This window comes from Vibrio harveyi (genome assembly GCF_030060435.1).
GTDB classification, from domain to species: Bacteria; Pseudomonadota; Gammaproteobacteria; order Enterobacterales; family Vibrionaceae; genus Vibrio; species Vibrio harveyi.
In genome coordinates, this window is sequence record NZ_CP125875.1 from 3355975 (window position 1) to 3368619 (window position 12645).

Annotated in this window: 8 protein-coding genes and 12 tRNA genes; 14 read left to right on the top strand and 6 right to left on the bottom strand. The window is 46.3% G+C overall.

The window, feature by feature from the left end; all coding sequences use genetic code 11:
• Window positions 1-42 precede the first annotated feature (42 nt).
• Window positions 43-1575 (top strand): 2,3-bisphosphoglycerate-independent phosphoglycerate mutase, encoded by a 1533-nt coding sequence (gene gpmM / locus QMY49_RS15860; RefSeq protein ID WP_283312321.1) that lies wholly within the window; start codon window positions 43-45, stop codon window positions 1573-1575.
• A gap of 119 nt (window positions 1576-1694) precedes the next feature.
• On the opposite strand, the gene QMY49_RS15865 is transcribed toward gpmM, so the two are convergent.
• From QMY49_RS15865 to rsgA, 5 genes are all read right to left on the bottom strand, one after another.
• On the bottom strand, window positions 1695-2582 hold the full coding sequence (locus tag QMY49_RS15865; RefSeq protein ID WP_009702506.1) for a DMT family transporter: 888 nt from the start codon (window positions 2580-2582) through the stop codon (window positions 1695-1697).
• Between the two features lie 123 nt (window positions 2583-2705).
• Complete coding sequence (locus QMY49_RS15870) at window positions 2706-4586, bottom strand: methyl-accepting chemotaxis protein (RefSeq protein WP_283312324.1); 1881 nt, start codon at window positions 4584-4586, stop codon at window positions 2706-2708.
• Window positions 4587-4864: 278 nt separating this feature from the next.
• Window positions 4865-6280, bottom strand: a complete 1416-nt coding sequence (locus QMY49_RS15875) for an SLC13 family permease (RefSeq protein WP_005448329.1) — start codon at window positions 6278-6280, stop codon at window positions 4865-4867.
• A 174-nt stretch (window positions 6281-6454) separates the two neighbouring features.
• Window positions 6455-7312, bottom strand: a complete 858-nt coding sequence (gene asd, locus QMY49_RS15880) for an archaetidylserine decarboxylase (protein WP_283312326.1) — start codon at window positions 7310-7312, stop codon at window positions 6455-6457.
• Window positions 7313-7428: 116 nt separating this feature from the next.
• The gene (rsgA, locus tag QMY49_RS15885; RefSeq protein ID WP_005448333.1) at window positions 7429-8493 is read right to left on the bottom strand and encodes a small ribosomal subunit biogenesis GTPase RsgA; all 1065 of its coding nucleotides are present in this window, start codon (window positions 8491-8493) and stop codon (window positions 7429-7431) included.
• Between the two features lie 129 nt (window positions 8494-8622).
• Here rsgA and orn point away from each other — a divergent pair, with 129 nt between their 5' ends.
• The 13 genes from orn to QMY49_RS15950 all read left to right on the top strand — a co-directional run bounded on the left by orn (window position 8623) and on the right by QMY49_RS15950 (window position 10838).
• A complete protein-coding gene (gene orn / locus QMY49_RS15890) occupies window positions 8623-9168 on the top strand; it encodes an oligoribonuclease (protein WP_005448335.1) in 546 nt (181 codons plus the stop codon).
• A 156-nt stretch (window positions 9169-9324) separates the two neighbouring features.
• Window positions 9325-9400: transfer RNA gene (locus QMY49_RS15895), tRNA-Gly, on the top strand.
• Window positions 9401-9455: 55 nt separating this feature from the next.
• Window positions 9456-9532: transfer RNA gene (locus QMY49_RS15900), tRNA-Met, on the top strand.
• 18 nt (window positions 9533-9550) lie between these two features.
• Window positions 9551-9626, top strand: a tRNA-Gly gene (locus QMY49_RS15905).
• Window positions 9627-9665: 39 nt separating this feature from the next.
• A tRNA-Met gene (locus QMY49_RS15910) sits at window positions 9666-9742 on the top strand.
• An 18-nt stretch (window positions 9743-9760) separates the two neighbouring features.
• Window positions 9761-9836 (top strand) — tRNA-Gly (locus QMY49_RS15915).
• A 42-nt stretch (window positions 9837-9878) separates the two neighbouring features.
• Window positions 9879-9955 (top strand) — tRNA-Met (locus QMY49_RS15920).
• Between the two features lie 18 nt (window positions 9956-9973).
• A tRNA-Gly gene (locus QMY49_RS15925) sits at window positions 9974-10049 on the top strand.
• A gap of 39 nt (window positions 10050-10088) precedes the next feature.
• A tRNA-Met gene (locus tag QMY49_RS15930) sits at window positions 10089-10165 on the top strand.
• Window positions 10166-10183: 18 nt separating this feature from the next.
• Window positions 10184-10259, top strand: a tRNA-Gly gene (locus QMY49_RS15935).
• 35 nt (window positions 10260-10294) lie between these two features.
• Window positions 10295-10370 (top strand) — tRNA-Gly (locus QMY49_RS15940).
• Window positions 10371-10405: 35 nt separating this feature from the next.
• A tRNA-Gly gene (locus tag QMY49_RS15945) sits at window positions 10406-10481 on the top strand.
• A gap of 280 nt (window positions 10482-10761) precedes the next feature.
• Window positions 10762-10838, top strand: a tRNA-Met gene (locus QMY49_RS15950).
• A gap of 528 nt (window positions 10839-11366) precedes the next feature.
• On the opposite strand, the gene queG is transcribed toward QMY49_RS15950, so the two are convergent.
• The gene (gene queG / locus QMY49_RS15955; protein ID WP_005451394.1) at window positions 11367-12494 is read right to left on the bottom strand and encodes a tRNA epoxyqueuosine(34) reductase QueG; all 1128 of its coding nucleotides are present in this window, start codon (window positions 12492-12494) and stop codon (window positions 11367-11369) included.
• Window positions 12495-12645: the final 151 nt, after the last annotated feature.

The following is a 12645-nucleotide window of genomic DNA, read 5'->3' on the forward strand; positions in this document are numbered from 1 at the left end:
GCTCTACACCGAAAGTTACTTAAATTTGATGAGGTCATCACTATGTCTGCTAAGAAGCCATTGGCTCTAGTTATCCTTGACGGTTACGGTTACCGTGAAGACACAGCAAGTAACGCAATTGCAAATGCTAAAACACCAGTAATGGATGCACTGATTGCGAATAACCCACACACTCTTATCTCTGCTTCAGGCATGGACGTTGGTCTACCTGATGGTCAAATGGGTAACTCAGAAGTTGGTCACACCAACATCGGTGCAGGTCGCGTTGTATACCAAGATCTAACTCGCATCACTAAGTCTATCGCTGATGGTGAATTTGCTGAGACAGCGGCACTAGTAGAAGCTATCGATTCTGCAGTAAAAGCTGAAAAAGCAGTACACATCATGGGTCTTATGTCTCCAGGTGGTGTTCACTCTCACGAAGACCACATCTACGCAGTCGTTGAAATGGCAGCAGCTCGTGGCGCTGAAAAGATCTACCTACACTGCTTCCTAGACGGTCGTGATACGCCACCGCGTAGTGCCGAAAACTCACTACAGCGTTTCCAAGATCTATTTGCGAAACTAGGTAAAGGTCGTGTTGCTTCTCTAGTAGGTCGTTACTACGCAATGGACCGTGACAACAACTGGGATCGTGTTCAAGTTGCTTACGATCTTCTAACTCAAGCGAAAGCTGAGTTCACTGCAGAAACAGCGGTTGCTGGTCTAGAAGCGGCTTACGCTCGTGACGAAAACGATGAGTTCGTTAAAGCAACAGCTATTAAAGCGGAAGGTCAAGAAGACGCAATCATGCAAGATGGCGATGCAGTTATCTTCATGAACTACCGTGCTGACCGTGCGCGTCAAATCACGCGTGCATTCGTTCCTGCATTTGACGGCTTCGAGCGTGCTGCATTCCCAGCAATCAACTTTGTAATGCTGACTCAATACGCGGCTGATATCCCTCTAGCTATCGCATTCCCACCTGCGTCTCTAGAAAACACTTACGGTGAGTGGCTATCTAAGCAAGGTCAAACTCAGCTACGTATCTCTGAAACAGAGAAATACGCACACGTGACTTTCTTCTTCAACGGTGGTGTTGAGAACGAATTTGAAGGTGAAGAGCGTCAACTTGTTGCTTCTCCAAAAGTAGCAACTTACGACATGCAGCCAGAAATGAGCTCTCCAGAGCTAACAGAGAAGATGGTTGCTGCTATCAAGTCTGGTAAGTTCGATACTATCATCTGTAACTACCCGAACGCAGATATGGTTGGCCACACTGGCGTTTACGAAGCTGCAGAGAAAGCAATCGAAGCTCTAGATGAAAGCGTTGGTAAAGTGGTTGAAGCGATCAAAGAAGTTGGCGGTCAACTGTTGATCACGGCAGACCACGGTAACGCAGAAATGATGATCGACCCTGAAACTGGCGGCATCCACACTGCTCACACTAACCTACCAGTACCTCTAATCTACGTAGGTGACAAAGCGGTTGAGTTCAAAGAAGGCGGTAAACTGTCTGACCTTGCGCCAACAATGCTTTCTCTAGCAGGTCTAGAAATCCCTGCAGAAATGTCTGGTGAAGTGCTAGTTAAGTAATTAACTGACGATTCAGAATGATAAAAGCCCGAGTTTGACTCGGGCTTTTTTGTGTCTGCGATCCTGTGTTGGGTAAGGCGAAGAGTTATTAAGGTCAATAGACCCTAATTGAACCTGAATTATTGCACTAGGATGCCCGTACCAATAACCGCTAGTGCAGCGCCTAACCAAGCAAATCGATTTGGGCGTTTCTTGGTATAAATCCACAGTAGTGGCAACAACATGATAGGTGTTGTTGAAGAAAGCAGCGCTACCATTCCCACGTTACCCTCACGCAGGGCGTAAAGAATCAATGTCATACCAATCGCCATAGCCAAAAAGCCATTTAATGCTGTAATGCCAAAGACTTTCCATGTGATGGTTTGAGTCGCGCGAGCGACTTTGGCGCCAATTAACCAAAGTGCACAATGTGCGACGAAAGCACTGATCATACGAATGGCAGAGGCGGCGACAGGGTCAACAGTGGTTTGCATGACAGGTTTAGCGATGATGCCACCCAGAGCCTGACACATAGCGGCGGTTAAACCGAGCCCGATACCAATCCAAACGTTGCCTTTGATCTCTTCTAGCGCGTTGCTAGCTTGCCCGCGTCGACCATAGAAAATCGCCATTACGACACCGCTGAAGACTAAGGTTGCACCAATCAACTCCGTGCCAGTCATGCTTTCGCTAAATAGGAAGTAACCCAAGATGGCAGAGAACACCGCATGGCAAGAAAACAACAAGCCTGCTTGGCGTGGCCCCATGCGATTCAAACAGGCGAACAACGCGGTATCGCCAATAAAGATGCCGATTAAACCGGACGCCATCATTGGCGTAATATGTTCGGTGGAGACACTTAGCCAGCCCCCCGTGAACCACGCCATCGTGGAGAGGATGACCGCGGTACAGCCCATACGCCATCGACTATAAGCAAACGCCCCGAGATGTTGAGCGGGAACAACAGAAATTAAGCTAGAAACAGCCCATAAGAAAGCAGCGCACAGCGCCAGCCATTCATAACCCATGATTGCGAGACATCCTTGTAGAGCAGGGGAGAGGCTTTAATATGCATGAATTTATAAAGATCTAAAAGCGCATATTTATGCCAATAAAAAAGCAGCTCGTTGAGCTGCTTTTGATGGGGAGGATTACACTTTAAAGCGACTGATGTTTTCACGCATCGTATTGGCGGTATCGTACATCTGACGTGAACCTTCACTGCTCTTAAGTGATTGCTCGGCAATCATATCGGCATCGTCTTTAATGCCTTGCGTGTTACGGCTGATGTCTTCGCTTACCGCGCGTTGCTCTTCTGCTGCGCTTGCGATTTGCATTGCCATGTCGTTGATCTCAGTGATCGAGTTAGTAATGCTGGTTAAGCTGTCGTGTGCTTGCTGAGCATAATCCACGCTAGTATCTGCCAAACTGGTACTGGTTTGCATGCTATTTACTGCCAGTTTGGTGTTGTTTTGCAACGTTTCGATCATGGTGCGGATTTCTTCCGTCGAACCATGGGTGCGTTGGCTAAGTACGCGTACTTCATCGGCAACCACGGCAAAGCCGCGACCTTGCTCACCAGCACGAGCCGCTTCAATGGCAGCATTAAGTGCCAACAAGTTAGTTTGTTCGGCAATACCTTGGATCGTCGATAGGATTTGGTTGATGCTTTGCGTGTTTGCTTCTAGCTCCGAAATTACGCTGGCGGCATCGCTAACTTGCTCTGCGAGCTCTACGATCGCTTCACGATTCTTCTGGATGACGTTTTGTCCTTCCATACAAGCAGACGCTGAGTTTTGTGAAGCGCTTGCTGTCAGCTCTGCATGACTTGCTACCTCAGCAGCGGTTGCTGACATCTCATGAATGGCGGTTGCAATTTGGTTAACGTCGTTTTGTTGATGCTCAACGCGACCCGCAGCCATCGCAGATAGCTCATTTGCTTGATTCGCTTGTTCTGAAAGCTGTTCACTGTTCTCGACAATGCTTTTTAACATGGTTTGCATTTGCGCAAGGAACTGGTTCACGTGGGTTGCGAGTTCGCCAATTTCATCCATGCGCTCGATCTTGATGCGTTGCGTAAGATCGCCTTCGCCCTGTGATAGCTCTGAAAGCGCATCAGACAGCGTTTGGAGAGGTTGTAGCAAGCGAGTGATGATGTAAGTACTGATTGCCGCAATAATCAGGTACAGCACGATAGAAGCAATAGCCGTAAATGTCACTTGCTCAGAGACAGACGCAAATGCCATTTGTTTGTCTTGCGCAATACCTAAAGACCAATCGGTGTTCGGCACTTTAGCTACGTAAATCAGCTTATCGCCTTGGCTGGGCCATTGAATCGTGTCTAGCCTTGCTTCGCCTGCAAGTGTCATCATCGTACTATGAGTTAAGGCTGGATTGAGTTCTGTCAGCGGTTTTTGGCTAAGCTTTTCATCTTTGTAAGCTACCAAGTTATTGTTGCCATCAACTAGGAATGCGAAACCGTCATTATCAAGCTGAATATTAAGGACTTCTTTGATGATGTCAGTTACCGCTAAGTCAGCGGCAAGCACACCTTTCTTACCTTGATTGAATGCCTTAGCAAAGCTAACCACAATGCTGCCATCGAAATCTTGGTATGGCTCTGTGATGATCAAACCAGATTTCGCCATCGCATCTTGGTACCAAGGGCGAGTGCGAGGATCGTAGTCAGAAGGCCAAGATTCAGATTTATCACCGTAGGCAATTGAGCCATCAGAGAAGCCAGCATAAACCGATAGAAACTTACCGGCTCGCTTTGTCAGTAGCATCTCGCGATCGGCATCGTCACTGCCAGCGATGATGTTTTCATTCGCGAGCATCATATCGCTACGAATCGCAAGCCAGTCACTGATGTAGCGGTTGGTCGATTGAGAGATGTTTTGAATTTCTCGATTAAGGGTAGAAGTGGTTTCTTCGCGTAGTTGGTTGACGGAAACCCAAGCCTGAACGCCACTAACAATGGCGATAATGACTGCAATCGCAATCTGTATTTTTAATTTGATGGTATTTCTCATTGTCTTACCTTCATAAAACAGACAAAAAGATCAACGTCACGAGTTGTGACTCCAAAGGGTATGAGACGATTCAAGCACTGAAAGTTACATGAAAGGCTGTACAAAATTTATCGACCTATATTCGATAAACTTGAGTCGAATAGTGTGATTTTTATTCAACTTATTGATTAGCTAAGTGAATCAAATTTGAGATAAAAACAGAGGGAGTGATGCAAAACTAGATAGGTATATGGGTGATAAAGCTCTGCGGCAACCTTTTGTTACCGCAGAGCGATGGACTAAAACAGAATAATTACCGCACCATAGACAATGAACAGACCGACCAAGCCGATAATCAAACCGACCTTCGCCATGTCTTTACTTTCAATTAATCCCGTCGAGTACGCAAGGGAGTTTGGTGGTGTTGATACTGGTAAGATCATACCTAGCGAAGCCGAGAAAGCGACGACAACCAGCAATCCTTGTAAGCCACCGATAGCAACCAGACTTGGCATAGAAGCACCAATCGCCGCTGCAATCGGCATCAACAAGTTCGCTGTGGCAGTATTCGACATAAAGTTTGCCATTAGCCAGCACACGATCGATAGGGCAACAACGACAGCGAATGGTGATAGGGACTCATAATCAATTGCGTGTGCGAGTGCTTCAGCCAAGCCAGTTTTATCTAACGCAATACCAATGGCGATACCACCAGCTACCAGCCATAGCACATCCCAGTTGATAAGCTTGAGCTCTTCTTTGCCCATGATGCCCGTTAAGGTAAACACCGCGAGTGGAATGATAGCGACTACATAGGTATTCATGCCATGCACTTTAGTTGTCATCCATAGCAGGATGGTCATAGCGAAGGTCACGTAGACCACTATGGCACGCCAGCTTTTCTTAAATTTACCATCCAAGCGCAGTTTCATTTCTGGTTCACTAGAAGGGAAGAGTTTTTGCAATAAGAACCAAGCTAGCGTCAGTTGCACTAAGACAAAAGGCAAGCCCATCATCATCCAAGATAGGAAATCGATGCTGTTTTCTCCGGTTAAATATTGCAAGGCAATCGCGTTAGGCGGGGTACCGATTGGTGTCGCGATACCACCTGTATTAGCCGCAATTGGAATACAGAGAACCAGCGCTTTTATCCCCAAATCGCCTTTTGGTGCAGATGCCACGATAGGACCCAATAACGCAAGCATCATAACGGTAGTCGCAGTGTTTGACATAAACATCGAGAACACGGCAGTGATCAGCATTAAACCCAACATAATGAACTTAGGTTGAGTGCCAAACGGTTTAAGAAGAACACGGGCGAGGTTGTTATCAAGTTCGTATTTAGAAGCGGCAATAGCGAGCGCAAAGCCACCCATGAAAAGGATGATAATAGGAGAAGAGAACGCAGAAAATATATCCGTATAAGCAATCAAATCTCCCAAATCATGCCCCGGAGGAGGGGTACGAAAGAGATGTAAGCCTTTGTCCGATATCATAATCAATTCAAGAGCAATGATAAGAATGGACGTAGCAAATACGGGGACGGGTTCTAAAACCCAAAGTAGTGCAGCAAGAAGGAAAATAGCCAATAGACGATGTTGAATTAAAGTGAGATCGTCAATTGGAATGGCATCGATCGGCATCATTAAGACACCGAGTGGAATCAAAAAACACACCAGTAATTTGACCAGTGTGTCCGCACTCATCTTTGGCATTGGCAGCCCCTTTTATCATCATCCCTCAACGCAGAGTAATTGATTGCGCTTTTAGGTACTTAGAGGCAAGTACGAGTTTGAAAAAGAGAGGCGAAATTTCGAACAGAGTTTTGCTTTTCGTCAATAAAAAAGCCCCCGTAAACGGAGGCTTCAAAGTCAGTTTGAGTAGGAGTCTTACTGCTGATGAGCGTAAGGTGTACCCATTACGGTTGGCTTACCATTTTCCATGCTTTCATCGAATGCGATAGCATCTTTTGCGAAAAGATTGATAACGGTTGAGCCAAGCTTGAAGCGCCCCATTTCTTCGCCTTTTTTCAAGATAACCGCTTTATCGCCTTCAGCAGGGTAGTCCCATTTGTAAACCGAGTTACCGCGTGGCGGCGTGATAGTGCCTGCCCATACTTGCTCGATGCTACCTACGATAGTTGCACCAACCAGTACTTGTGCCATTGGACCAAACTCAGTATCGAAGATACACACTACACGCTCGTTACGTGCAAATAGGTTTGGCACGTTCTCTGCGGTTAGTGGGTTAACTGAAAATAGGTCACCAGGTACGTAAATCATCTGACGCAGCGTACCGTCACATGGCATGTGTACGCGGTGGTAGTCACGAGGCGATAGGTACAAGGTAGCAAAAGAGCCGTCTTGGAACTCTTCAGCTAGTTTTGCGTCACCACCTAGTAGCTCTTGTGCTGAGAAGTTATGACCTTTAGCTTGGATAAGCTGACCATCTTCAATCGGACCAAATTGGCTTACGCACGCGTCCGCAGGGTGAGTGATCATCTTTTCACCTTCCGTAATTGGACGAGCGCCTTCTTTTAGCTCACGTACAAAGAATTCATTGAAGGTTTTGAAGTGCTTAGGATCGGAGTGCTTCGCCTCATCCATGTTCACATTGTATTGTTTGATAAACCAGCGAATGATTGCTGTTGTTAGACCGCCAGCCTCAGCTGAAGCCAGTTTACCCACTAGGCGCGTTAGTCCGTGTTGTGGGATCCAGTACTGCAGTCCAACTTTAATCTTGTCCATCTTTAATTCCGATACTTCTGTTAGATTCTCGCTTTAGGGCGCGTGATGTTACTGAAATTTCATCTGCTTGTCAGTATTAGGTGATGATTTCTTACACAGTTGCAGCGTTATCTCGGCTACAGATCAGCTTTCTTGCTGCGTGAATACTGACGGTTGGCTTTGTTTTCCACCATGCTTTCTAGGATGCGATGGTAGTTCTCAAAACGGACTTCACTCACTTCGCCTTTTTCCACGGCTTCTCGCAAGATACAGCCAGGATCGTCATTGTGCTTACAGTCGCGGAACTTACAACCGCCAAGATAAGGACGGAATTCAACAAATGCTTTGGTCACTTCCTCTGCTTCTAAGTGCCACAGACCGAATTCGCGTACTCCTGGAGAGTCAATCAAGTCGCCACCAGTAGGGATGTGATACAAGCGAGCTGCTGTGGTTGTATGCTGACCCAAACCTGAGTTCTCTGAGATCTCGCCTTCTTCCACTTCCTGCTCAAGTTCAGGCATCAGTGCGTTTACTAGGCTCGATTTACCCACGCCAGATTGACCAACGAAGATATTGATACGATCACGCAATTGCTCTTCAAGTTCGGCAATGCCTTCACCTGATTGCTTGCTCACAAACAGTACTTTGTAGCCAATGCGTTTGTATTCTTCTAGCCACTCTTCGTACATTGCTCGATCTTCATCAGCAAGTAGGTCTATTTTGTTGAGTACTAGTAGCGGTGCGATGTTCAGGGTTTCTGACGCCACCAAGTAGCGGTCAATGATATTGAGCGAAAGCTCAGGCAAAACCGAAGACACGATCACCATTTGGTCGATGTTAGCGGCGACAGGTTTCAAGCCATCGTAGTAGTCAGGGCGAGTTAGCATTGATGTGCGAGGTTCTACGGCTTCAACCACGCCAGATATACCTGCCATTGACTCAAGCCCTTCACGCCAAAGCACGCGATCACCAGACACCAGTGATTCGATACCACGACGAAGGTTACAACGCTGCACCTCACCGGTTTCTAGATCTTCGATGTCAGCGTGCTGACCGAAACGAGTGATAACGAGACCCTGTTTACTTGCGCCTAGCATGTTCTCATCCCACTGGATAGACTCTTCTTGCTTCTTTAGGCGTTTTTGTTGGTTGCTGCGTACGCGGCGCACCTGACCTTTGGTTAACTTTTTCTTTTTTGCCACAATCTTGTACTTAATGTGAGTTAACTCAACTGATTGAGCACGCTTTCGGCTCAAACTCGTGAGTATCGTGTTTCAAGTATTTTCAGGTATAGTACCTCTTTTATCGATAAACAAATAGGCGGCGTAACCATGTCCTTTAGCGATCAAAACCTGATTTGGGTGGATTTAGAGATGACAGGTCTCGATCCTGAAACGCACAAAATCATCGAAATTGCTTCTATCGTCACGGATAGTGAGTTAAATATTTTAGCTGAAGGTCCAGTTTTAGCCGTTCATCAGCCAGAAGAAGAGCTGGCGAAGATGGATGACTGGTGTACCAATACGCACACTGCAAGTGGTTTGGTTGATCGCGTTCGCAACAGTGACGTCTCTGAACAAGATGCCGTTGCGCAGACCATCGAGTTCCTTGAAAAATGGGTACCAAAAGGCGTTTCTCCAATTTGTGGTAACAGTATTGGTCAGGACCGCCGATTCTTGTACAAGCATATGCCGGAGTTGGAAGAATACTTCCACTACCGTTATTTGGACGTGAGTACGCTTAAAGAACTGACTCGCCGTTGGAAACCAGAAGTGTTAGATGGTTTTTCGAAGCAGGGCACGCATCTGGCATTGGATGATATCCGTGAGTCGATTGCTGAGCTAAAGTACTACCGCGAAACGATCTTTAAGATCTAACTGTTAAGGCTGCGATCCAAATTGTTGTAATTAATGAGCGTTTTGCTTGCTTTTTCATCTGTCAGTAAAAAAATAAAGTTTTTTTGAACGAAGGACTTGCATCACAAAAAAATGCTCTTATAATTCGCAGCCCTGAACAGCGGAAACGTTGTTGATGCGACACTAGCTCAGTTGGTAGAGCGCAACCTTGCCAAGGTTGAGGTCACGAGTTCGAACCTCGTGTGTCGCTCCACTTTTCTTAAGTGGAAAGAAAGGCTTTCATCATGCCTTAAATGGTGAACTATGGACGCGGGATGGAGCAGCTTGGTAGCTCGTCGGGCTCATAACCCGAAGGTCGTCGGTTCAAATCCGGCTCCCGCAACCAATTCTCTTTTGAGAGTATGCGACACTAGCTCAGTTGGTAGAGCGCAACCTTGCCAAGGTTGAGGTCACGAGTTCGAACCTCGTGTGTCGCTCCAATTTTATAGCTCTCATTGTGCTTAACAATGAAATACGGACGCGGGGTGGAGCAGCTTGGTAGCTCGTCGGGCTCATAACCCGAAGGTCGTCGGTTCAAATCCGGCCCCCGCAACCAATTCTCTTCTGAGAATATGCGACACTAGCTCAGTTGGTAGAGCGCAACCTTGCCAAGGTTGAGGTCACGAGTTCGAACCTCGTGTGTCGCTCCAAATTAAAAGGTTTTCATCATACCTTAAATGATGAACTACGGACGCGGGATGGAGCAGCTTGGTAGCTCGTCGGGCTCATAACCCGAAGGTCGTCGGTTCAAATCCGGCTCCCGCAACCAATTCTCTTTTGAGAATATGCGACACTAGCTCAGTTGGTAGAGCGCAACCTTGCCAAGGTTGAGGTCACGAGTTCGAACCTCGTGTGTCGCTCCAATTTTATAGCTCTCATTGTGCTTAACAATGAAATACGGACGCGGGGTGGAGCAGCTTGGTAGCTCGTCGGGCTCATAACCCGAAGGTCGTCGGTTCAAATCCGGCCCCCGCAACCAATTCTCTTCTGAGAATATGCGACACTAGCTCAGTTGGTAGAGCGCAACCTTGCCAAGGTTGAGGTCACGAGTTCGAACCTCGTGTGTCGCTCCAATTTTATAGCCTTCATTGTGCTTAACAATGACATTGCGACACTAGCTCAGTTGGTAGAGCGCAACCTTGCCAAGGTTGAGGTCACGAGTTCGAACCTCGTGTGTCGCTCCAATTTGATAGCCCTCATTGTGCTTAACAGTGACATTGCGACACTAGCTCAGTTGGTAGAGCGCAACCTTGCCAAGGTTGAGGTCACGAGTTCGAACCTCGTGTGTCGCTCCAGCTTTATAGCTTTCATTGTGCTTAACAGTGAATTGCGACACTCGCTCGTTTATAGAGCAAAAACTTGCCAAGGTTGAGGTCACGTCTTTCTATTATGAATAGGGAACCTCGTGTGTCGCTCCAGCTTTATAGCTTTCATTGTGCTTAACAATGAATTGCGACACTCGCTCGTTTATAGAGCAAAAACTTGTCAAGGTTGAGGTCACGCCTTTCTGTTATAGATAGGGCAACCTCGTGTGTCGCTCCAATTCTTATTGCTGCAAAAGCAGTGATACACGGACGCGGGATGGAGCAGCTTGGTAGCTCGTCGGGCTCATAACCCGAAGGTCGTCGGTTCAAATCCGGCTCCCGCAACCAATTCACATCGCTCTTTTCATAATGCTGCGAAGCATGAACCCCTGAAAAACAATATTTAATCCGCATCAGTTGATGTCGGACGATTTCGTTTGTGTTTTAAACATGAGACGACTTGTCTGAACAGCGAATAATCTGGTGTTCGGGTCCCTTTCTGCTCTTTAATTAACAGAGTTATCCACATATGTCATTCTGTGGATAAGTTGGTTGATAAAGTGTTCTCAGCTTCAATTTGAAGGACTGTAAAGAAAGATCTTTTCTTTGTGAGGGCACAATAAAAGTTTTCTGTAACTGCGTAACTGCTTGTTTTGTATAGTAAAACTTGCTTTTATTGCGGATCGGATGCGTTAAATTAGGATCATTAATTTGTGTTTTTTTGATCCTAGTCATTTCTTCAGGTTGTGTTTAACTTTTTTATCTTCCCCGAATTCCTTCGACTCTATAATTTTTTTCCACATTACAAAATTGAGAACAAGGTCATGAATTGATCGTGCAAAAAGAGTTTTCAATCTCTTGCATATGAGCTACGCATTATGCGTCTCTTGGAAGTCCTTTTTCTACGATTCTGATTAAACGCTTTTTCTTGGTCTCAATAGAATCCGATTCATTTGCTGGAAGTTGGTTGAATTGTTGTGCAAGAGCCCATTCAATGTGTTCATCGAGCAGTTCACTTTCACCGCGTCTTGCTTCTAGGGCATCAATTGTTCTCTGGCTGTATTCTGCATTGCCAAGTGCGACAGAAATATTACGTAGCCATTGCAGGTGTCCAATTCTACGAATTGCTGACCCTTCCATTTGTTTTAGGAAGGTTGCCTCATCCCAATTGAACATGGTAACGAGATCTGGGTCTTCAAAACTCTCGCGGCGATGAAAATCCTCTTGCTCAGTGATTTCTGCATATCGGTTCCAAGGGCAAACTAATTGGCAATCGTCGCATCCATAGATACGGTTTCCCATCGGTTTGCGGAACTCTTCTGGGATCACACCATCAAACTCAATCGTGAGATATGAGATACAGCGTCTCGCATCCACGACTTTTTCATCGACAATCGCTTGTGTCGGACAAGATGTGATGCAAGCTTTACATTTGTCACATTGATCAACGCTTGGTTCATCAACAGGCAAAGGTAAGTCGATAAGCAGCTCACCAAGGAAAAACCAAGAGCCGCAATCTTTATCCAAAATCAGAGAGTGTTTGCCAGTCCAGCCTAATCCGGCTTTTTGCGCCAATGGACGTTCAAGGATCGGGGCTGAGTCGACAAAAGGGCGATAGCCAAATTGTCCGACTTCTTGCTCAATAAGTTTGCCAAGTTTATTAAGCTGTTTTCTCACCAATTTGTGATAGTCACGCCCGAGCGCGTAACGGCTGATATAAGCGTGGTTTTTGTTTGCCAGATTGGAAGCAAACTTTGCTTCGGGTGGCAAGTAATCCATACGTACGCTAATCACTCGCACGGTTCCCGGCAAAAGTTCATTTGGTCTGGCGCGCATCATGCCGTGACGAGCCATCCAGTCCATTGAACCGTGGTAGCCTTGATCAAGCCATTTTTGCAGAGCCGCTTCATGTTCACTAAGATCAACATCGCAGATACCGACTTTCTGAAAGCCGAGCTCTTTACCCCAAATTTTGATTTGTTGAGCGAGTTGTTCGAAGTTCATGTTTTATCACCGAGATAAAGGGGGGCGGATCTTACCGGATCTTATGAATTGGTGCTACCAGAAAGTCTAGACATAAAGTCGAGAAATAGATTTTGAAACAAAGTCATCAAAAGTTGACGCAGGCATGAGCAATTTTGTTTATGCATTCAAT

Excerpts from the sequence above, each read along its gene's own strand:
- gpmM (WP_283312321.1), top strand. The coding sequence starts at position 43 with ATGTCTGCTAAGAAGCCATTGGCTCTAGTTATCCTTGACGGTTACGGT.
- QMY49_RS15865 (WP_009702506.1), bottom strand. The coding sequence starts at position 2,582 with ATGGGTTATGAATGGCTGGCGCTGTGCGCTGCTTTCTTATGGGCTGTT.
- QMY49_RS15870 (WP_283312324.1), bottom strand. The coding sequence starts at position 4,586 with ATGAGAAATACCATCAAATTAAAAATACAGATTGCGATTGCAGTCATT.
- QMY49_RS15875 (WP_005448329.1), bottom strand. The coding sequence starts at position 6,280 with ATGCCAAAGATGAGTGCGGACACACTGGTCAAATTACTGGTGTGTTTT.
- asd (WP_283312326.1), bottom strand. The coding sequence starts at position 7,312 with ATGGACAAGATTAAAGTTGGACTGCAGTACTGGATCCCACAACACGGA.
- orn (WP_005448335.1), top strand. The coding sequence starts at position 8,623 with ATGTCCTTTAGCGATCAAAACCTGATTTGGGTGGATTTAGAGATGACA.
- queG (WP_005451394.1), bottom strand. The coding sequence starts at position 12,494 with ATGAACTTCGAACAACTCGCTCAACAAATCAAAATTTGGGGTAAAGAG.